Here is a 19,386-nt window from a genome sequence, read left to right as displayed (position 1 = left end):
TGACGACGCTTTCTGTCAGCCATATAGTTGGCACATGCAACCAAATACGGCCCGCTCTGTCGTCCCTCGAAAGCCCGCCTCCGGCGGGACGTTGATGGCCGACGCAGAGGCGTTGAATTCCGCCTTGTCCGAGCTGCTTCGCATCTATCAGTTCCGCGATCGCGACAAGATTTGCTGCTACGACATCTCAGTGACGCAGTGCTATGCGCTCGAGGCGCTTGTGGAACACGGGCCGATGCGAAGCCAGGCGCTCGCCGACCAGTTGCTGCTCGACAAGAGCACGACGACGCGCGTCGTTGATGCCCTTGTGCGAAAAGGATATGTCGAACGAGGTACTGCAGACGATGACGCCCGCGCACTGTCACTGCGGATTACCCGCAACGGCCGCTCGCTGTACGAGAAGATCAACCGCGAGCTCATCGCCCAACAAGCCGAGCTACTGGCCGATCTCGACCCCGCCGTCCGCGCCGGCGTGACGGATGTGATTCGACGCTTGGCTCGCGCCGCGCAGAGTCGTTTCGTGAGCGGCGTCAGTGTCGGGCAATGCTCGTCGAATGCGTGTGAACCAAAGTGCTGACCCCTTTTTTTACCTATAATGTTGCTACTGACAACGATATGAATACAGTTGCCACTTCCATCTCCGTTCGTGCTGCGGACAGCCGCGACGCTGCCGCGATCGCCGACATTTACAACCAGGGTATCGCCGATCGTGGTGCGACCTTCGAGACGTCGCCGCGCAGTTCTGGGGACATGCTGTCTCGCCTTGCGGACACACGCTATCCATTGCTCGTCGCGGTCGACGACAACGACACCGTGCTCGGCTGGGCGGCGCTGAGTTCGTACCGATCGCGCGATTGCTACGACGGCATCGCCGAGTTTTCGATCTATCTCGACCGCGCTGCACGAGGGCGTGGAATAGGTCGCCTGTTGCTCGCAGCGCTGGTCGATGCCGCGCGTGAACGAGGCTTTTGGAAGCTCGTCTCGCGCATCTTTCCGTTCAATACCGCCAGCCGTGCGCTGTGCCGTGCCTGCGGTTTCCGAGAAGTCGGGATCTATGAAAAACACGCCCAGTTGGAGGGGCGCTGGCTCGACGTCGTCATCGTCGAACGTCTGATCCCGGAAAACCTGACCCAATAACCCAACGAGGTTCGCCATGTCTGCCAATACATTGCCCGTCGTCATCATCGGAGCCGGCCCGGTCGGGCTCGCCGCCGCGTTGCACGTCCGCTCGCGCGGACTGGTCCCGATCGTCCTCGAAGCCGGCCCCTCGGTGGGAACGGGCATGCGGCAGTGGGGGCACGTGCGCATGTTCTCGCCGTGGGAATACAACATCGACAAGCTTGCCGGCGCGTTGTTGGCCTCGCACGGTTGGGTTGCTCCCGATTTGATGCGGTTTCCGACGGGACGAGAAGTCGTCGAAGCCTATCTGGAGCCGCTAGCTGCAACACCGGAACTCAAGCCGCAGATTTTGTTCGACGCGCGAGTGATTGCCGTCACCAAGGAGCGTCACGACCGCATGAAGAACGCGCAGCGCGTCGGCACACCGTTCCTTGTGCGCTATCTGGACCGCGGCGAGGAACGCGAAATCCGGGCCCGGACAGTGATCGATGCCTCCGGCACGATCCAATCCCCGAATCCTGCAGGCGGAGCCGGTATTCCGGCGCTGGGTGAACTCACGGCAGGCGACCGTATCGCCTACGGCATCCCCGATGTCTACGGTGATGCGCGAGCGCGCTATGCCGGCAAGCGCGTCCTCGTGGTCGGCAGCGGGCATTCCGCCTTCAACGTCCTGGGTGATCTTTCCAAGCTACGCGGTGAAGCGCCTGGCACGGAGATTCACTGGGCGGTGCGCCGACCTTCGCTGCGCCGCGTGCTCGGCGGTGGCGAAAACGATCAGCTCAAAGAGCGTGGCCAACTCGGGATGCACATCGCCGAACTCGTCGCCAACAATGTCATCGCGGTACATACCAACATCTATGTCGATCGGATCGATCGCACTGCGCATGGCCTGATTGCGCGGAGTGGAGAGACCACGCTGCCTCCGATCGACGAAATTGTGGCATCGACGGGGTTTCGTCCGGATTTTTCGATTCTCGACGAGGTCCGGTTGAACCTGGATCCCGGCACGCAGAGCGCCGCGGCCTTGGCGCCACTGATCGACCCGAACTTGCACAGTTGCGGCACCGTCCGCCCGCACGGTGCGGTCGAATTGAAGCATCCTGATGCGGACCTCTACGTGGTCGGCATGAAGAGCTACGGCCGTGCACCGACCTTCTTGCTGCTGACGGGCTATGAGCAGGTGCGCTCGATCGCTGCCGCCATCGCCGGCGATTGGGAATCCGCGCGCCGCGTCGAGCTCGTACTGCCCGAGACCGGTGTGTGCAGCACGCAGTTCGCCGACGAGGACAACACAGCTCAAGCCACCAGTTGCTGCGGGGGCCCGGCACCCGCGGAAGCCAACGCCTGCTGCGTGGCCGATGCCGACGCAAAGGCAGCCGGCGAAGCCGGATGCGGATGCGCCACGGAAGAGCCGGATCAAGTTATTGCGATCGCTCCCGCGGCAATCCCGCCAAAAACGTCCTGCTGTGGCTCATCGCGATCCGCGTGATGCCACCGCGCTCGGCAATCTGGGGATTGGGCGTAAGCCAGTGCGTCTACTGGGGCATCATCTATTACGCGTTCTCCGTGCTGTTGGTACCGATGCGCGAGGAATTTCATGCATCGAACACCGCCATCGTGGGCGCGTTTTCGATGGGGCTCGGCATCAGTGCGTTGCTCGCGCCGCACGTTGGCCGCTGGCTGGATGACGGCCGAGGCATCGCGTTGCTGCGTTATGGCGCTTGGCTCGGCGGAGTGCTGCTATTGGCGTGGTCGTACGTGACCTCGCTTACGGAGTTGTATGCGGTGTGGGTGGGCCTCGGGGTCACCATGGCAGCAGTGCTCTACGAAACCGCGTTTGCCCTCGTGGTACGCATGATCGAACAACCACAGTCACGCTTGAGCGCGCTGGCGATCGTCACGGTGATGGGCGGTCTGTCGAGCACGATCTTTGTTCCGATCGTCGGCACTGTGATCGCGCATGAGGGCTGGCGCACGGCGTTGCGAGTGCTGATGGTGATCTGGGTCGCCGCTGCCGCGTACATGGAGTGGCGAACGCTGCCCGCGCTGCATGCCGCGGAGTCGCGCCTAACTCTGGCTGCTGCTCCCCAACGCTCGCGCCTTCCACTCGGATTGATCGTCCTCGTGGGAGTGCCCTTTGTGGTCGGCATCTTTGCCGCGATGGCGCTGACGACGCTGGTGATTCCCATGTTGGTGGATCAGGGACAGCCGATCGATCGAGCCGCATGGGTATTGGCGGCACTCGGCATCATGCAGTTGCCCGGCCGTATTTGGTTGGGGCGTGGTAGCACCGCATTGCCTTCTTCGGTGCTGCTCGTGCTGCCAGTGATATTGCAGGCCACAGGCCTGCTGCTCTTGGCGTATGCTGCATCGCTTCCAATCGCGTTTGCCGGCGTGGGCATATTCGGATTGGGCGCTGGCCTACACACGTTGGCTCGGCCTTGGGTTGTACCGCAACTGTTCGGGGTGGCATCTGCCGGAGAGGTCAACGGCATCATTGCTCGAGCTCAGGGCATTGCTCGAGCAGTTGGGCCAGCTCTGGCGGCGCTGACCTACGGTCAGTTCGGAAGCACCGTCGTATTTTCGTTGCTCGCTGTGGCGATGGCCTTGACAATTGTTTTGGCGACAAGGGCGAGCACACAACTCGCACCTTCAGCGAGAGCAGCGATCGAGTAACTTTATTTGCGCATAGAGCGGAGATCAGGAGCGCGGATACGCGGTTCGACATAAGGGAATCCGCGGTTCGTGCTGCGTGAACGCCTTTTCATTCACGTTCTGCGTACCCTGAGACAGGTCTATGCAACGCTGCCAGAATTTCACAAGTCCCGCGCTTCCCCCGCGCGCAATCTTCAATCATTCGCTTCAACTCGCGCCCTAGTTGGGCAAGCGCACGCTGCTTCGCCTCGATATCGGCCAGATGCGTGCGTGCCAGCATGTCGACCTTACCGCACGACAGTTTCGGATTTTCACCTAGCGCAATTAGGCTGCTGATTTCATCCAAACTGAACCCCAACTCGCGACAGCGAACGACAAATCGCAGGCGATCGATATCCGTATCCGTGTAGCGGCGATAGCCGTTACTGGACCGTGGAGGCTTGGCCAGCAATCCGATGCGCTCGTAGTAACGGATGGTTTCCAGATGGCAGCCGCTCGCGGCGGCCGCTTCGCTGATCCTCATAACCTTGACCCTGTGGCAACTACAGGCTTTAGCATCCGTGCTTTGCACCGAAGGAGCAAGTACATGGCCTGCGACGGGGATTTAGTCGACGGGAAACCGGCGGCGGAACAGCGCGTCCTCAGAATTGCGTTGCTGTTGAACGCGACCATGGCGGTGGTCGGTGCCCTAGTGGGTGCTCTTGCTCAATCAACTGCGGTATGGGCCGACGCGTTGGACATGGCGTCGGATGCCGCCGTGTACGGGGTCGGTCTGGTTGCGATCCATCGTTCGCGGAGTTTCAAGGCGCAGGCGGCGCGTGCCAGCGGCTACTTGCTCATGGTGATCGGTATTGTTTTGCTTGTTGAAGTCGCGCGACGAAGCTTCGCGGGCAGTGAGCCCGTATCCTGGCCCATGATTGCCTCGGCGATGGCGTCACTGGGCGTCAATGTTTTCGTGTTGCATCTCCTGCAACCGTTGCGTTCCGGCGATGTCCACCTGCGTGCGGCGTGGATATTCACGCGAGCCGATGTGATCGCGAGTATCGGTGTGGTCGCCGCCGGTGTGGCCGTGGCCTACACCGGGTCGCGATATCCCGACCTCGTTGTCGGCGCTGCCATTGGAGTGTACGTGGTCAAGGAGGCCTTCGAAATCCTGCACGAAGCCGGTACTGCCCGGGCCGATTCGAATCTCGCGGGAGGCAGCAAATGAAAACGGCTATCATCCGAACGATTGTCGGCGCCGCAGCTCTGGGCGCGCTTTTCAACACGCCGATCTACTCGGCCCAGGGGACCGAGCCAAAGCCCCTGTCGCTCTCGCCTCCGGCAGTACCACCACCGCGCCGAACGGACTCCGTACTGACGCTGGATCAGGCCATCGATCGTGTGCTCGACAAGCATCCCGATCTGCGCGTTTTTTCCTACACGGAAAAGTCGCTCCGAGCCGCCGCAGACACGGCTGCGCAATCGCCGCCATTGATGGCCGGCGCAACCATCGAGAATGCACTGGGCACCGGTGAAGCAGCCCGATTCAATGCGGCTGAGATCACACTGACGCTCGCGTCGGTACTGGAACGCGGCGGCAAGCGCGAAGCACGCCAGGCGCTCGCCACAAGCCGCATCGATGCGCTGGCGATGACGCGGGAGGCCAAACGACTGGACCTCCTGGCCGAGGTCGCTAGACGTTATCTCGACGTCGTCGCAGCCCTGGCGGAACAACGAATCGCAGCGCTCGACCTGGCGCAGCGCGAACGCACACTGGTTGCCGCCACCCAGCGCGTGCAAGCCGGCGCATCGCCAGAGTCCGCACGACTGACCGCCGATGCAATGCGTGCGCGGGCGGAGCTTGAATGCGATCGCGCACGTCTGGAAACCGAAGCGGCCCTGCGCCGCCTCGCCATACTGTGGGGCGACCGCAACGCACCCGCATTGACCGTGGCCGGCGATCCCTTGCAGCTCGCCGAGGTGTCGGACTTCGAGACGTTGGCGAAGCTGCTGGAACGGACGCCCGAACTTGAACGTTTCGCCGGCGAAGGCCGCATTCGCGAAGCCCGCCTGCGGCTCGCTCAAAGTGCACGTGCGCCCGATATCGAATGGCAGATCGGAGTCCGGCGCTTGCAGGACTTGTCGGCATGGGGGCTGATTGGCAGCGTCTCGGTGCCGTTGGGTACTTCGCGGCGCGCTGAACCTGGCATTCGTGAGGCCGAGAGCGAGCTCGACGCGCTGTCCCTCGAACGCGAATCGAGTGAACTGACGCTCTACGCCACGCTTGCTCAGGCGCATGGCCAATACCGTGCACGGAAAGTCGAGGTCGAACGCAGCCGCGACGAGGTATTGCCGCGCCTGGGACGTGCGGAAGCGGCGGCCGAACGGGCGTACCGCAGTGGCGCGTTGAGTTATCTCGAATGGGCGCAGGTTCAGAACGAAACGACGGCCGCCCGCAAACAACAACTCGCCGCAGCGCTCGATGCGCAGCGCGCCCTGATCGAAATTCAACGCCTGACCGGCGAGTCGCTGGTGCGCTCGCCGTCGGCCAAGGAGACTACCCCATGACCGCGAATATCCGGCACCTTTCCCTCCTTGTCGCGATCGCCCTTGGGATCGCCGGGTGCGGCGGCAGTCAGCCGGCGGCGCCCAAAGAAGGCAAACATGAAGAAGCGAGTGCCGAAGAAAGCAACCGCGTCCACATCTCCGCGGCTATGGCAGAGCAATCCGGCGTGCGCGTTGCGGCGGCCGGTCCCGGCACCATTCGCGATGAGCACGACGTACAAGGTCTTCTTACCCCAATCGAAGGACGGCATGCCCGCGTGGTTGCGCGGTTCGCTGGCCCCGTGCGCGCCGTGCGCGTTGGCGTCGGCGATCAGGTTCGCTCGGGGCAGACCCTCGCCATCGTCGAGAGCAACGTCAGTCTGACCGACTATCCCATCGTGGCGCCGTTCGCGGGCACAGTGCTCTCGCGCAGTGCGGCCGTCGGAGATCTGGCGGGCGACACGCCCTTGTTCGAGATTGCCGACCTCTCGCAACTCTGGGTCGACATCCACCTGTTCGGCGGCGATGCACAACATATCCGCGCCGGGTTGCCGGTCGAGGTCGTAAGGCTGTCGGATGGCGTCAGCACGACGACGACCCTCGATCGCATCCTGCCGGGGACGGCGACTGCAAGCCAAAGTACCGTCGCACGGGCCACGGTCCCGAACAGCGACGGTAATTGGCGTCCCGGTGCGGCTGTTCGTGCCCGCGTGAGCGTCTCGGAGGACGCGGTGTCGTTGGCCGTTCCGCTCGATGCGCTGCAATCGGTGCGCGGCGAAGACGTCGTGTTCGTGCGCGAAGGCGACGACGACTACGAAATGCGCAAGGTCCGACTCGGTCGGCGCGACGGCCACCGTGTCGAAGTGCTCGATGGCCTGAAGGCTGGCGAGAATGTGGTCGTTGAACAGAGCTATCTGATCAAGGCCGATCTCGAAAAATCGAGCACCGAGCAAGAGGAGTGACGCCCATGCTCGAACGATTCATTCGATTCTCGATCGCGCACCGCTGGCTGATGCTAGTGCTGACGTCGGCGCTCGCAGCCTTGGGCATCTGGAGTTTCACGCGCCTGCCGATCGACGCGACGCCCGACATCACCAACGTGCAGGTGCAGATCAACACCCTGGCGCCGGGCTACTCGGCGCTTGAAGCCGAACAGCGCGTGACGTTTCCGATCGAGACCGCCATGGCGGGCCTGGCCAAGCTCGACAACACGCGTTCGCTGTCGCGGTATGGACTGTCGCAAGTCACCGTGGTGTTCGACGACGGCACCGACATCTACTTTGCCCGCCAGCAATTGGCCGAGCGGTTGCTGCAGGTGCGTTCACAGCTTCCCGAAGGACTCGAACCGGAAATGGGGCCGATCGCGACGGGCCTGGGGGAGATTTTTGCCTACTCGGTCGAAGCACGGCCCGACGCGCGCAAGCCAGACGGCAGTGCGTGGAGCGCCACCGATCTGCGCACGCTGCAGGACTGGGTCGTGCGGCCCCAGCTCCGCACCGTACGCGGCGTGACCGACGTGAATACCATCGGAGGCTACGAACGACAGATTCACATCACGCCGATGCCGGCGAAGCTGATCGCCTATGGCTTCACCTTGCGGGATGTCGTCGACGCGGTCGCACGCAACAACCAGAACCTCGGCGCCGGCTACATTGAACGCAACGGCGAACAGTATCTCGTCCGCGTGCCCGGTCAGGTCGCCGATCTGGATGCGTTGAAAAACATCGTGCTCGATCGTCGCGACGGCGTACCGATCCGCATCGGCGACGTTGCCGACATCGGCGAAGGCAAGGAACTGCGCACCGGAGCCGCCACCGAAAACGGACGGGAAGTCGTACTCGGTACGGCCTTCATGCTGATCGGCGAGAACAGCCGTACGGTGTCGCAACGCACGGCGCAGAAGCTGGGCGATATCCAAAAGAGTCTGCCCGACGGAGTGATCGCCAAACCCGTCTACGACCGTACAACGCTGGTCGATCGCACGATCGCGACGGTCTCGAAGAACCTGATCGAAGGCGCGCTTCTGGTCATCGTGGTGTTGTTTCTGCTGCTCGGCAATATCCGCGCGGCGTTGATCACCGCGGCCGTGATCCCGCTGGCGATGCTGATGACGATTACCGGCATGGTGCGCGGTGGGGTGTCCGGCAATCTGATGAGCCTGGGCGCACTCGATTTCGGCTTGATCGTCGATGGTGCCGTCATCATCATCGAAAACGCGCTGCGCCGGTTTGGCGAACGGCAAGCGCAGTTAGGGCGCATCTTATCGCGCGACGAACGGTTCGATCTGACCGCTCAGGCGACCGCGGAGGTGATTCGGCCGAGTTTGTTTGGGGTCGGCATCATCACGGCCGTATACCTGCCGCTCTTCACCCTGTCGGGTGTCGAAGGAAAGATGTTCCATCCGATGGCGACTACGGTCGTGTTTGCCCTTACGAGCGCCATGCTGCTGTCGCTGACGTTCGTGCCGGCGGCGATCGCCGCGTCCCTGGGCGGCCGGGTGCAGGAGCACGAAAACGTTTTGATGCGGGCGGCGCGCCGGATTTACGAGCCGGTGCTGCGCGACGCTGTCCGGTTGCGGCTTATGGTCGTTGCCGTAGCAGTTGTTCTGCTGATCGGCGCCGGCTTCCTGGCGATGCGGCTCGGTTCCGAATTTATTCCCAGCCTGGATGAGGGTGACATCCTTCTGCAACCGCTGCGCATTCCGGGCACAAGCCTGAGCCAGTCGTTGGCGATGCAGGAGCAGTTGGAAAAGCGATTGCTCAAATTTGCCGAAGTCGAGCGTGTGTTCAGCAAGATCGGCACGGCGGAGATCGCGAGCGATCCCATGCCGCCATCGACCGCCGACACCTACGTCATATTGAAGCCGCGCGAGCGCTGGCCCAATCCACGCAAGCCCAAAGCGCAGTTGGTGGAGGAAGTGGAGCGTGCCGCCCGTGAGCTGCCCGGCAATAACTATGAGATCACCCAGCCGATCCAGATGCGCATGAACGAGCTGATTTCGGGGGTGCGCTCGGATGTGGCGGTCAAAATTTATGGCGACGATCTGGATACGCTGCTCGATATCGGAAAGCGTGTCGAGGCGGTCGCTCGCAAGATTCCGGGAGCGGCGGACGTCAAGCTCGAACAAATCACTGGCCTGCCGATGATTGCCATCGTTCCCGACCGTACCGCGCTGGCGCATTACGGATTGAACACCGGTGATGTGCAGGCGACGGTCGGAACCGCGATTGGTGGCACGGTCGCCGGTCGACTCTTTGAGGGTGATCGGCGCTTCGACATCGTCGTGCGCCTGCCTGAAGCGCTTCGGCAGGATCGCAATGCCCTAGGCGATCTCACGGTACCTCGCGGCACCGGCGGCCAGTCCGATGAATCGAGCCGAAGTGGCGAGAAGTCCGTCGGTACACCCTCGTTCGTGCCTTTGCGCGAGGTGGCGGCAATCAAGGATCAACTCGGTCCGAATCAGGTCAATCGCGAGAACGGCAAGCGCCGCATCGTGGTGACGGCGAACGTCCGAGGGCGCGATCTCGGCGGCTTCGTCAACGAGCTGCGCGCCCGTATCGATACGCAGGTGAAGACGCCTGCCGGCTACTGGATCGGCTATGGCGGAACATTCGAGCAGTTGATATCGGCCAGCCAACGCCTGGCCGTCGTCGTGCCGGTGACCTTCCTCATCATCTTCGGGCTGCTATTCATGACCTTCGGTTCGGCGCGCGACGCGTTCGTCGTGTTCAGCGGTGTGCCTCTGGCGTTGACTGGCGGTATTTTGGCCTTGGCGTTGCGCGACATCCCATTCTCGATCTCCGCGGGCGTCGGGTTCATCGCGCTGTCCGGTGTGGCCGTACTCAACGGCTTGGTCATGATCGCCTTCATCCGGAAGCTTCGAGAGGAAGGCGATTCGCTCGACGATGCTATTGTCGATGGCGCACTGGGTCGGTTGCGCCCCGTGCTGGTGACCGCGCTGGTGGCCTCGCTGGGGTTTCTGCCGATGGCCTTCAACGTCGGCCCCGGCGCCGAAGTGCAGCGACCACTGGCAACTGTGGTCATCGGAGGCATCGTATCGTCAACGCTTCTGACGCTGATCGTACTGCCGGCGCTATACCGATTGGTGTATCGCCAGCGCCGTTGAGCGACAAGGCACGCCACGTTGAAACTTTGACTCTAAATTGATGTCTCTCGAAAGACAGGAGCACCGGCAAATCGATTTCTGCGCTTCATTTGCAATGAAATACGAAATCTGCCGATGTAAGATGAGCGAGAACACCCCGGTCACTTAGCCGCCGCGTAGGGAAGTTTTTCAGAGTATGCCATTGCGTCGTCAACGCCACCGCCGCTGGATTGCGCTGTTCGCGCTCCTCGGCCTGCTGTTCCAGCAGGTCGCGATGGCGGCGTATGCGTGCCCGGTCGAGACGCGCAATGCGGTGGCCATGGCGGCGTCCTCCGACATGCCGGACTGCACGGAACCGGGAAAGGCGGATCTAGCTCGCTGCCAGCAGCATTGCCATCCGCTGACGCAGACCTCCGACCATGGCACGCCGCCGACCGTACCGCCGGCCCTGTTGCCGCCAACCACTTGGTTACGCGCGGCCTCGTGGCATCCCGTGCGCTGGCACGATGACGTCGTCCACGGCGTCATTGCCCGTGCCGCTGCGCCACCGCTGAACATCCAGCACTGCACGTTCCAAATTTGAGCTTCGACCCACGACGTTGAGGGCGCCGCGCGCTGCGCGGCACGTTGTGTCGTTGTCGGAGTTCAACCATGTTTTCCCTTGTTTATTTGCATGTGCGCCGCTGGTGCGGAGTCGCGCTGCCGCTGCTTTGCGTGTCCCTCTCCCTGATCCTGGTGCCGCTCGCCGCAACCCAGGCCGGCGAGACCTCCTTATCACTGCTTGAGGCGGTCAAACAAGCCGAAACGCAGGCGCCGAATATCGACGCGCACCAGGCAGCGCTGACCTCGGCCGAACGCGCCGTGACGCCGGCCGGGCAATTGCCCGATCCGCAGCTCATCGTCGGCATCGACAATCTGCCGGTTACCACGAACGATGCGTTCCACCTCAACCGCGACTTCATGACGATGCGTAAGGTCGGCGTGATGCAGACCTTTACGCGTGGCGAGAAGCGCGAGCTGCGCACGCAGCGCGCCGAGGCGATGGCCGCGCGGGAAGGCGCGCTGCTGACGACTGAGCGCCTGACCACCCGCGAGTCCGTCGCCCGCGCTTGGGTGATGCGCGCGGCGGCTGAGCGGCGGCTGGCCTTGCTCCAATCGCTGCGCCCGCGTGCCGAAGCGCAGATGGCGGCGGCGACTGCCGCGCTGACTGCCGGACGTGGTTCGGCGGCCGATGGCATCGCTGCACGTGCCGAACAGGCGATGCTCGAAGATCGCATCAGCGAGGCCGCGCGTGTTGTCGCGGAAACCCGCGCGGAATTCGTTCGCTGGCTTCCCGACTCGAGCGACCAGCCGCTGGGCGACGCGCCGGACTTCCGCAGTCTCGGCGCCGACCCTGACACGCTGATTCGCAACGTTGCCCATCATCGCGAACTGCTTGCCTACGATGCCGCGGAAAAGGCGGCGACGACGGATGTCGCTCTCGCGAGGGCAGAGAAGCGACCGGATTGGTCGCTGGAATTCGCCTACGCACAGCGCGCCCCTCAATTCTCCAACATGATCTCGATCGAGGCGCGCATCGATCTGCCGTTGTTTGGCAGCAAGCGACAAGACCCAAACATCGCCTCCAAGCAGGCGCTGGTCGATCAGATTGCCGACGAGCGCGAAGCCGCCCGACGCATGCACTCGGCCGAGTTGCAGAAGACGCTGGCCACCTGGCGCAGCGCGGTCGAGCGCGTGCAGCGCTATGAGAAGGAACTGCTACCTCTGGCCGACGACCGCGTGGACGCTACCCTGGCTGCGTACCGCGGCGGAAGTGGCAGCTTGCAAGCCTCATTGACCGCACTCGACAACGCCATCGAGCAACGGCTGGCCTACACCGATCTGACGAGCACGCTCGGCCAGTCCTGGGCAGCGCTGTACTTCGCGTTTCCGAAGGAGCACTAACGCCATGCCACGTCTCATCACGATTCTCGCGACGACGGCCGCTTTTCTTCTAGGCATTACCGCAACGCTGTTGTGGGTGCACTACCGCTCCCCGCCGTTGACACCATCGACGGCGACGTCCGCCGAGAAACCGCTGTACTGGTACGACCCGATGGTGCCCGACAAGCATTTCGATGCACCCGGCAAATCGCCGTTCATGGACATGCAACTGGTGCCGAAATACGCGGGTGGCGCGAGTGCTGAGCCAGGTACCGTAGCGATCAATCCACGCCTGGCGCAGAACCTTGGCGTGCGTACCGCACAGGCCGAAAAAGGCGCACTGAAATCCAGCGTGCGCGCAACGGGCACGATCGCGTTCGACGAGCGCGCGGTCAGCGTCGTGCAAAGCCGCGTCGCCGGCATCGTCGAACAACTGCATGTGCGTGCGCCGCTGACTCAAGTTGCAGCCGGCCAGCCCTTGCTGACGGTGCTCGCACCGGACTGGACGGCGGCACAGGAGGAATATCTCGCCTTGCGTCGTGCGCGAACGCCAGGACTCGACCCGTTGCGTGCGGCTGCAAGACAGCGGCTCGTGTTGCTCGGCATCGGTGATGCTCAGATTCGTGCGATCGAGCGCAGCGGCCAGGCACAGACGCGAATCACCCTGACCGCGCCCCGCGCCGGTGTCGTCGGCGAACTCAATGTGCGCGACGGTGCGACGATCGCCGCGGGCATGCCATTGATGCGCATCAACGGTCTCGACGACGTCTGGGTCAACGCCGCGATCCCGGAAGCGCAAAGTGGTCGCCTGGCGGCGGGCGCCGTAGTCGTAGCACGAGTGCCGGCATTTCCAGGGGAAACGTTCGCGGGAACGATCGAAGCTCTGTTGCCCGACGTCGATACGACAACGCGCACACTGACCGCGCGCATCGTGCTCAAGAATCCGCAGCGCAAATTGGCGCCAGGCATGTATGCCAGCCTCGACATCATCCCAACGATAGCGGGCGCAGAGAGCGTGCTGGTACCCAGCGAGGCCGTGATTGCGACCGGCCTGCGCAATGTCGTCATCATCGATGCGGGTCAGGGCCATTTTCGTGCGCAGGAGGTACGCCTCGGCGACGAGTCCGGTGGCAAAACGGTGGTCCTCGACGGTGTGAAGGACGGTGACAAGGTGGTGCTGTCTGGCCAGTTCCTGATCGACTCCGAAGCGAGCCTGACCGGCACATTGGCGAGACTCGAAGGTAACAGCGAGACGAGTTCGTCGGTGCCGATGGAAAAACCAGCCGACGCGGTTCCCACGCCGGAACTGCATCTTGCCACGGGAACGGTCAAGCGCATTGCCGGCCACGACTGGACGATCGACGCCGATGCGATTGCCTCGCTCAATATGGGCGCGATGACGATGTCGTTTGTGTGTCCGCAGAAAATCCCCACGGAGGACATTCACGCCGGTCAACGCGTGAGCTTCAGCTTCTTCCGCAATGCCGATGGCGCCTTCGAGATTGCGAAGATCGCTGTGCTCGATGCAGGCGTCACTCCGAAACCCAACGGGGCCAAGCCATGATCGCGCGCCTGATTCGTGCCTCGATCGCGAACCGTTTTCTGGTGTTGCTCGCTGCGGTTTTTCTTGCTGCCTGGGGAGTCTACGCGCTCAAGCAAACACCGGTCGATGCGCTGCCGGACCTATCCGACGTGCAGGTCATCATCCGCACCACGTGGCCGGGACAATCGCCGCAACTCGTCGAGGATCAGGTCACCTATCCGCTGACGACGACCATGCTGTCGGTACCGGGTGCAAAAACGGTGCGCGGCTATTCGTTCTTCGGCGAAGCCTTGGTCTACGTGCTCTTCGACGACGGCACCGATCTGTATTGGGCGCGCTCCCGTGTGCTCGAATACCTCAATCAGGTGCAGTCGCGCCTGCCGGCGAAGGCATCGACGGCGCTTGGGCCCGATGCGACCGGCGTCGGTTGGATTTACGAATACGCGCTGGTCGATCACAGCGGCAAGCACGATCTGTCCGAGTTGCGTGCGACGCAGGACTGGTTTCTGCGCTACGAGTTGAAGAGCGTGCCGAATGTCGCCGAAGTCGCCACCGTCGGCGGCATGGTGCGCGAGTACCAGATCGTGCTCGATCCCGACAAATTACGCGCCTATAACGTCACGCATGCGCAGGTGATCGATGCCGTGCAGCGTGCCAACGGCGAGGCTGGTGGGGCGGTGCTTGAACTCGCCGAAGCCGAATACGTCGTCCGTGTCTCGGGTTATCTCAAATCGATGGAGGATTTTCGCGCCATTCCATTGAAGACCGGTGCCGGTGGTGTGCCGGTGCTGCTGTCCGACGTTGCACACATCCAATTGGGTCCCGAGATGCGCCGCGGTATCGCCGAGCTCAACGGCGAAGGCGAGGTCGTGGGCGGCGTGGTCCTGATGCGCCAGGGCAAGAACGCGCAAGCGACGATCGCGGCGGTCAAGGCCAAACTGAAAAGCATCCAACCCAGCCTGCCGCCCGGCGTCGAGATCGTCGAAACTTACGATCGCTCACAACTGATCGGCCGTGCGATCGACAACCTGCGCGGCAAACTGATTGAGGAGTTCTTGGTCGTCGCGCTGGTCTGCGCGGCGTTCCTGTTCCATCTGCGTTCGGCACTCGTCGCAATCGTCGCATTGCCACTCGGCGTGCTCGCTGCACTGATCGCGATGCATCTGCAGGGCCTCAATGCGAACATCCTTTCGCTCGGTGGCATCGCGATCGCGATCGGCGCGATGGTCGATGCAGCCATCGTGATGATCGAGAACGCGCACAAGCACCTGGAAGCTTGGCAGCATGCACATCCCGACGGGAGATTGAGCGCCGATGAACGCTGGCACTTGATCACCGAGGCTGCAGTCGAAGTTGGCCCCGCGCTGTTCTTCAGCCTGCTCGTGATTACGCTGTCATTCGTGCCGGTGTTTTCTCTGGAAGCACAGGAAGGCCGGTTGTTCGCACCGCTCGCGTTCACCAAGAGCTACGCGATGGCGGCGGCGGCCGGGTTGTCAGTCACGCTAATTCCCGTGCTGATGGGCTATTGGATACGCGGGCGCATTCCCGACGAGCAAGCCAATCCGGTCGTGCGCGGTTTGATCGCCATATACCGTCCGGCGCTCGATGCCGTGCTGTCTTGGCCGAAAACCACTCTCGCGGTAGCGGCCTTGCTGTTGCTCGCCACACTCTGGCCGATCTCGCGACTTGGCGGCGAATTCCTGCCGCCGCTCGATGAAGGTGACGTGTTGTACATGCCGACCGCGCTACCGGGTCTGTCTGCCGGCAAGGCAGCGCAGATTCTGCAGCAGACCGATCAGATGATCCGTAGCGTGCCCGAAGTCGCCAGCGTCTTCGGTAAGATCGGCCGCGCCGAAACCGCGACCGATCCGGCGCCACTGGAAATGGTTGAGACCACCGTACGCTTCAAGCCGCAGGATCAATGGCGGCCAGGAATGACGAAAGACAAGCTGATCGAGGAACTCGACCGTGCCGTGCACCTGCCGGGTCTGACCAACTTGTGGGTGCCGCCGATCCGCAATCGCCTCGATATGCTTGCGACGGGCATCAAGAGTCCGATCGGCGTCAAGGTCAACGGCAGTGACCTAGCGACGATCGATCAGATCGCCGCGCGCATCGAGCAGGTCGTGAAAACCGTACCGGGGGTGACCTCGGCTCTGGCGGAACGCCTCACGGGTGGCCGCTATATCGATGTCGACATCGACCGCGCCGCTGCGGCGCGCTACGGACTCAACATCGCCGACGTGCAAAGCGTCGTCTCGTCCGCGATCGGCGGCGAGACGATCGGCGAAACGGTCGAAGGCCGGCGGCGCTTTCCGATCAGCGTGCGTTATCCACGCGAGCTGCGCGATTCGGTGCAGAAGCTGCGCGATCTGCCAGTGGTCACTTCGGGCGGTGCGCAGATTCCGCTAGGCGCGGTGACGAAGATCGGCATCGCGGAGGGTCCGCCAATGATCAAAAGCGAGAACGCGCGCTTGTCAGGCTGGATCTACGTCGATGCGCGCGGTCGAGATTTGGCGTCCGTCGTCAACGACATGCGCGAACGTGTCGCACATGAGGTGACCCTACCGCCCGGCGTCTCGATCACGTGGTCGGGCCAGTTCGAGTATTTCGAGCGCGCCGTCGCACGTCTGCGCGTCGTCGTGCCGGCGACGCTGTTGATCATCTTCGTATTGCTCTACCTGACCTTCGGTCGTTTCGATGAAGCGGGGTTGATTCTTGCCAGCATCCCGTTCGCCCTGATCGGCGGGTTCTGGTTCATGTACCTGCTCGGCCATGCGATGTCGATTGCGACGGCAGTGGGTTTTATTGCACTCGCCGGCGTAGCTGCGGAATTCGGCGTCGTGATGCTGCTCTATCTCAAGCACGCCTGGGAGCACCGGCTTGCCGCGGGTGAACCGGCATCGGATGAGACGCTGCTAGCCGCAATTCGCGAAGGTGCCGTCCAGCGTGTGCGCCCGAAGGCCATGACCGTCGCCGTCATCCTTGCGGGTCTTGCGCCGATCATGCTCGGTGCAGCGACGGGTTCGGAAATCATGCAGCGCATCGCGGCACCGATGGTTGGGGGCATGGTCACCGCGCCGCTGTTATCGATGCTCGTTGTTCCGGTCATCTACCGACTACTGCGAAGCAGGTCGCGTTCCCAAAAAATTTCGTTCGCATCCGCTCGACGGACGTGACATTGCGCAACGCTGCGAAGGCGTTGCTTCCCCCAGTAATGGAGAACCACCATGAAAACGCTCACTCAAACCCTTGCGCTACCCCTGATTCTCATCATGGCGCCGTTGGCCCATGGCAGCGACCCGGATCCGACTCACGACGGCTGGGTCTCACATGTGGACGACCATCGGTTGGAGATCTGCTATCAAGATGGGCTGCCGCCCGTAGGTCAGACCGTGCAGATTCTTCGGGTGTCGTACTACACCGTCAACAAGGCATTTTTTCGACAACAATTTCGATCCTCCGGTGGGGCACGAATCCTCGCTTCGTCATCGAAGGGATGCGTCGTCGGCGAGTTGACAGCGGGCACGGCAGAGAGGACAGACCATGCGCGCTCGATAACCGGAGCGCCATCAAGCTGACCCTCCGCCGGATTATTTCGAACGCTTGGGCTTCTGCGTCAGCACGCTGCCAGCGAGCGAACGGGTGGTCTGACTGGTGCGACCGTCATTGATCGCTTTGGCAGCGATATGCGCGGTCGTCGCTGAGGATTGCTTGTTCGTATGTGCTTGCGCCAGCGCGCTGCCGGCGAGGGACTTTGCTGTCTTGCTGGCATGAGGATCACTCAGCACCTTCGCCGCTTCTTTAGTCACTTTAGGTCCCGTTTTCTCATTCTTGGCCATGTCATTGCCTCACGGATTGGGTTGTACGCTATCGTTTGTCGGTGGATAAGCTGTCATGCCGCTTTTCGCGGCACTTGTTGCAACTCCATCACGTCGAGCGTGAAATCCAATGGAATCTGGATCGGTGCCGCCGGGTTGCGCTTGTCGTTGTAGACATCGACGTCCGTGGCGAGTTGGACACAGTCACCGACGATCTGTTGACGCCGCTGGGCGAACGATTTGACGAAGTGCGAATGCGGTGCGTTGGGATCGTCAAGGTCAGCCCACAGCGACAACGTGCGGTTGCCGCGTTTTTCCGTGGCGGCGTGCTTGGCCCGATACCGGCGGCCGACTGCATCGATGCGATACTCTTCGCGGAATACTTGGGCAATATCGCTCGCGATCGAATCGATGATCGTCTTGAGGTTCGGCTTGTGCAAGCCACGCTTGTAAGCCCACTCTGCGATGGCGTGAGGATCCATGAGCGCATCCGAACCGGCTTCTGCCTGATAGCGCTCAACATAATCTTTTACAGAATTCGAATAAGCGGACATGGAGTGCTTCCTTATTCAGCGTGAACGACGCCCCAGCCATCCGTCAGGGCGGAGGCGGTGACGAAAGAACGAACCTTGGCCTGGTACTTCCGAAACAAGTCATAACGTTTCAGGTGACGCTGCAACTGCCCGACCACGAGGCCGGGGTGGATATTGAGCCGCTGAGCAAACAGCACGACGCGTTCCTCCTTGAAGAAAGGGGACACGCGAGCAATGAATCCGGCCAATTCGTCACGGGCCACGCAAAACTGGGCCGCAGCGGCATTTGCGACCGCCTCTTCGCCATTAACCTGGTCGGCAGAAGCACCTTCGATATCCTGATCGAGGATGTAGCCATGTTCCTGGCCGTGACGGCACAGCACGTGCTCGAGCTCATGTCGAAGCACGAACCAAAAGTTGTCGATCCGATCGAGCCGAAGCGACATCGCTACCACCGGCTGTTCTTTTGCCAACCAGAAACAAGCCCCATCGATCTTCGAGCCGGGGATCGGCTCGACCGCAACGAAGCGAACGCCACAGTCAGCCAGGATGCGCGGCACATGACGCGTTTCCTCCGGCGCGCTCAAGAGCGCAGACAACGAGGCGAGTGCCTGCCGCAGCAACGCCTCCGAATAAGGCTTGGTGACGATTTCGGACGCACAGCGCCGCGCCCGGAACAACCAGGCCAACTGAAGCATGTTGACCGGCGCGTCGGCTTCGGATTTCTTGGCGGCGTGGCAGAACGAGACGTTGGCATCCAGAGCCTGGATGTCGAAGAACTTCAGGAACTGCTGCTCCAGTACATCGATGGACTTGGAGGTTTCGATCCAGCCGCGCTTGATCATTTCGCGCACGGGAAACCGCTCGTACAAGCGAGCGCGTCGCGCAATTAGCCCATCCACCGATCGAACCTTGGACAGTTGGAACTGGCTCTCCAGATTCATCCAGAGCTCGGGGCCGGTACCGAGCGAATCGCCCAGTTGGATCGCCGTCTCAGGCGTAATGGCCTTCTTGCCGGCGATGATTTCGTTGATCAATCGAACGGGGCGGCCCATGATTTCGGCCAGTTCCGTCTGGGTCCAACCGCGAGCATCCAGCTCGTCCCGGAGAAACTCACCAGGCGGGAAGACTTCTGCAACACTGTTCATACATTGCCCCTCC

Annotated in this window: 17 protein-coding genes; 13 read left to right on the top strand and 4 right to left on the bottom strand. The window is 62.3% G+C overall.

The window, feature by feature from the left end; translation table 11 throughout:
- Positions 1-94: 94 nt before the first annotated feature.
- Genes AC16HO_RS12980 through AC16HO_RS12965 form a run of 4 tightly spaced genes read left to right on the top strand, consistent with a single transcriptional unit; the run spans position 95 to position 3,795 of the window.
- Positions 95-577: a MarR family winged helix-turn-helix transcriptional regulator gene (locus AC16HO_RS12980; RefSeq protein WP_484335504.1), complete on the top strand. Its 483-nt coding sequence runs from the start codon at positions 95-97 to the stop codon at positions 575-577.
- Positions 571-1,137 (top strand): arsinothricin resistance N-acetyltransferase ArsN1 family A, encoded by a 567-nt coding sequence (locus AC16HO_RS12975; protein ID WP_484335503.1) that lies wholly within the window; start codon positions 571-573, stop codon positions 1,135-1,137. Before AC16HO_RS12980 ends, AC16HO_RS12975 begins: the two co-directional genes overlap by 7 nt.
- Before the next feature lie 16 nt (positions 1,138-1,153).
- Positions 1,154-2,608: an FAD-dependent oxidoreductase gene (locus tag AC16HO_RS12970; RefSeq protein ID WP_484335502.1), complete on the top strand. Its 1,455-nt coding sequence runs from the start codon at positions 1,154-1,156 to the stop codon at positions 2,606-2,608.
- A complete protein-coding gene (locus tag AC16HO_RS12965) occupies positions 2,608-3,795 on the top strand; it encodes an MFS transporter (protein ID WP_484335536.1) in 1,188 nt (395 codons plus the stop codon). The genes AC16HO_RS12970 and AC16HO_RS12965 overlap by 1 nt, the downstream gene beginning before the upstream one ends.
- 88 nt (positions 3,796-3,883) lie before the next feature.
- On the opposite strand, the gene AC16HO_RS12960 is transcribed toward AC16HO_RS12965, so the two are convergent.
- Positions 3,884-4,297 carry a MerR family transcriptional regulator gene (locus AC16HO_RS12960; RefSeq protein ID WP_484335501.1) on the bottom strand — a complete coding sequence of 138 codons (414 nt, stop codon included), beginning with the start codon at positions 4,295-4,297 and terminating at the stop codon, positions 3,884-3,886.
- Positions 4,298-4,360: 63 nt separating this feature from the next.
- Here AC16HO_RS12960 and AC16HO_RS12955 point away from each other — a divergent pair, with 63 nt between their 5' ends.
- From AC16HO_RS12955 to AC16HO_RS12915, 9 genes are all read left to right on the top strand, one after another.
- A complete protein-coding gene (locus AC16HO_RS12955) occupies positions 4,361-4,984 on the top strand; it encodes a cation efflux transmembrane domain-containing protein (RefSeq protein ID WP_484335500.1) in 624 nt (207 codons plus the stop codon).
- Positions 4,981-6,324, top strand: a complete 1,344-nt coding sequence (locus tag AC16HO_RS12950) for a TolC family protein (protein ID WP_484335499.1) — start codon at positions 4,981-4,983, stop codon at positions 6,322-6,324. The genes AC16HO_RS12955 and AC16HO_RS12950 overlap by 4 nt, the downstream gene beginning before the upstream one ends.
- Positions 6,321-7,262, top strand: coding sequence for an efflux RND transporter periplasmic adaptor subunit (locus AC16HO_RS12945; RefSeq protein WP_484335498.1), 942 nt, complete (start codon positions 6,321-6,323; stop codon positions 7,260-7,262). Before AC16HO_RS12950 ends, AC16HO_RS12945 begins: the two co-directional genes overlap by 4 nt.
- A 5-nt stretch (positions 7,263-7,267) precedes the next feature.
- On the top strand, positions 7,268-10,426 hold the full coding sequence (locus tag AC16HO_RS12940; RefSeq protein ID WP_484335497.1) for an efflux RND transporter permease subunit: 3,159 nt from the start codon (positions 7,268-7,270) through the stop codon (positions 10,424-10,426).
- Positions 10,427-10,607: 181 nt separating this feature from the next.
- Positions 10,608-10,988, top strand: coding sequence for a hypothetical protein (locus AC16HO_RS12935; protein ID WP_484335496.1), 381 nt, complete (start codon positions 10,608-10,610; stop codon positions 10,986-10,988).
- Between the two features lie 68 nt (positions 10,989-11,056).
- Positions 11,057-12,349: a TolC family protein gene (locus tag AC16HO_RS12930; RefSeq protein WP_484335495.1), complete on the top strand. Its 1,293-nt coding sequence runs from the start codon at positions 11,057-11,059 to the stop codon at positions 12,347-12,349.
- 4 nt (positions 12,350-12,353) lie between these two features.
- Positions 12,354-13,892, top strand: coding sequence for an efflux RND transporter periplasmic adaptor subunit (locus tag AC16HO_RS12925; RefSeq protein WP_484335494.1), 1,539 nt, complete (start codon positions 12,354-12,356; stop codon positions 13,890-13,892).
- The gene (locus AC16HO_RS12920) at positions 13,889-17,050 is read left to right on the top strand and encodes an efflux RND transporter permease subunit (protein WP_484335493.1); all 3,162 of its coding nucleotides are present in this window, start codon (positions 13,889-13,891) and stop codon (positions 17,048-17,050) included. The genes AC16HO_RS12925 and AC16HO_RS12920 overlap by 4 nt, the downstream gene beginning before the upstream one ends.
- Before the next feature lie 51 nt (positions 17,051-17,101).
- Complete coding sequence (locus AC16HO_RS12915) at positions 17,102-17,452, top strand: hypothetical protein (protein WP_484335492.1); 351 nt, start codon at positions 17,102-17,104, stop codon at positions 17,450-17,452.
- A gap of 12 nt (positions 17,453-17,464) precedes the next feature.
- On the opposite strand, the gene AC16HO_RS12910 is transcribed toward AC16HO_RS12915, so the two are convergent.
- The 3 genes from AC16HO_RS12910 to AC16HO_RS12900 are packed head-to-tail and all read right to left on the bottom strand — an operon-like array spanning position 17,465 to position 19,373.
- The gene (locus tag AC16HO_RS12910) at positions 17,465-17,713 is read right to left on the bottom strand and encodes a hypothetical protein (protein ID WP_484335491.1); all 249 of its coding nucleotides are present in this window, start codon (positions 17,711-17,713) and stop codon (positions 17,465-17,467) included.
- Between the two features lie 53 nt (positions 17,714-17,766).
- Positions 17,767-18,246: a hypothetical protein gene (locus AC16HO_RS12905; protein WP_484335490.1), complete on the bottom strand. Its 480-nt coding sequence runs from the start codon at positions 18,244-18,246 to the stop codon at positions 17,767-17,769.
- Positions 18,247-18,257: 11 nt separating this feature from the next.
- On the bottom strand, positions 18,258-19,373 hold the full coding sequence (locus tag AC16HO_RS12900) for a HigA family addiction module antitoxin (protein ID WP_484335489.1): 1,116 nt from the start codon (positions 19,371-19,373) through the stop codon (positions 18,258-18,260).
- Positions 19,374-19,386: the final 13 nt, after the last annotated feature.

The sequence above is a fragment of the Rudaea sp. genome (assembly GCF_057139185.1).
The sequence above is the reverse complement of the archived record's forward strand: the minus strand, read 5'-3'. Positions and strand labels throughout refer to the sequence as shown.

Bases quoted from the DNA above. Each gene is read 5' to 3' on its own strand.
- AC16HO_RS12980 (WP_484335504.1), top strand. From the start codon at position 95: ATGGCCGACGCAGAGGCGTTGAATTCCGCCTTGTCCGAGCTGCTTCGC.
- AC16HO_RS12970 (WP_484335502.1), top strand. From the start codon at position 1,154: ATGTCTGCCAATACATTGCCCGTCGTCATCATCGGAGCCGGCCCGGTC.
- AC16HO_RS12965 (WP_484335536.1), top strand. From the start codon at position 2,608: ATGCCACCGCGCTCGGCAATCTGGGGATTGGGCGTAAGCCAGTGCGTC.
- AC16HO_RS12960 (WP_484335501.1), bottom strand. From the start codon at position 4,297: ATGAGGATCAGCGAAGCGGCCGCCGCGAGCGGCTGCCATCTGGAAACC.
- AC16HO_RS12955 (WP_484335500.1), top strand. From the start codon at position 4,361: ATGGCCTGCGACGGGGATTTAGTCGACGGGAAACCGGCGGCGGAACAG.
- AC16HO_RS12950 (WP_484335499.1), top strand. From the start codon at position 4,981: ATGAAAACGGCTATCATCCGAACGATTGTCGGCGCCGCAGCTCTGGGC.
- AC16HO_RS12945 (WP_484335498.1), top strand. From the start codon at position 6,321: ATGACCGCGAATATCCGGCACCTTTCCCTCCTTGTCGCGATCGCCCTT.
- AC16HO_RS12940 (WP_484335497.1), top strand. From the start codon at position 7,268: ATGCTCGAACGATTCATTCGATTCTCGATCGCGCACCGCTGGCTGATG.
- AC16HO_RS12930 (WP_484335495.1), top strand. From the start codon at position 11,057: ATGTTTTCCCTTGTTTATTTGCATGTGCGCCGCTGGTGCGGAGTCGCG.
- AC16HO_RS12925 (WP_484335494.1), top strand. From the start codon at position 12,354: ATGCCACGTCTCATCACGATTCTCGCGACGACGGCCGCTTTTCTTCTA.
- AC16HO_RS12920 (WP_484335493.1), top strand. From the start codon at position 13,889: ATGATCGCGCGCCTGATTCGTGCCTCGATCGCGAACCGTTTTCTGGTG.
- AC16HO_RS12915 (WP_484335492.1), top strand. From the start codon at position 17,102: ATGAAAACGCTCACTCAAACCCTTGCGCTACCCCTGATTCTCATCATG.
- AC16HO_RS12910 (WP_484335491.1), bottom strand. From the start codon at position 17,713: ATGGCCAAGAATGAGAAAACGGGACCTAAAGTGACTAAAGAAGCGGCG.
- AC16HO_RS12905 (WP_484335490.1), bottom strand. From the start codon at position 18,246: ATGTCCGCTTATTCGAATTCTGTAAAAGATTATGTTGAGCGCTATCAG.
- AC16HO_RS12900 (WP_484335489.1), bottom strand. From the start codon at position 19,373: ATGAACAGTGTTGCAGAAGTCTTCCCGCCTGGTGAGTTTCTCCGGGAC.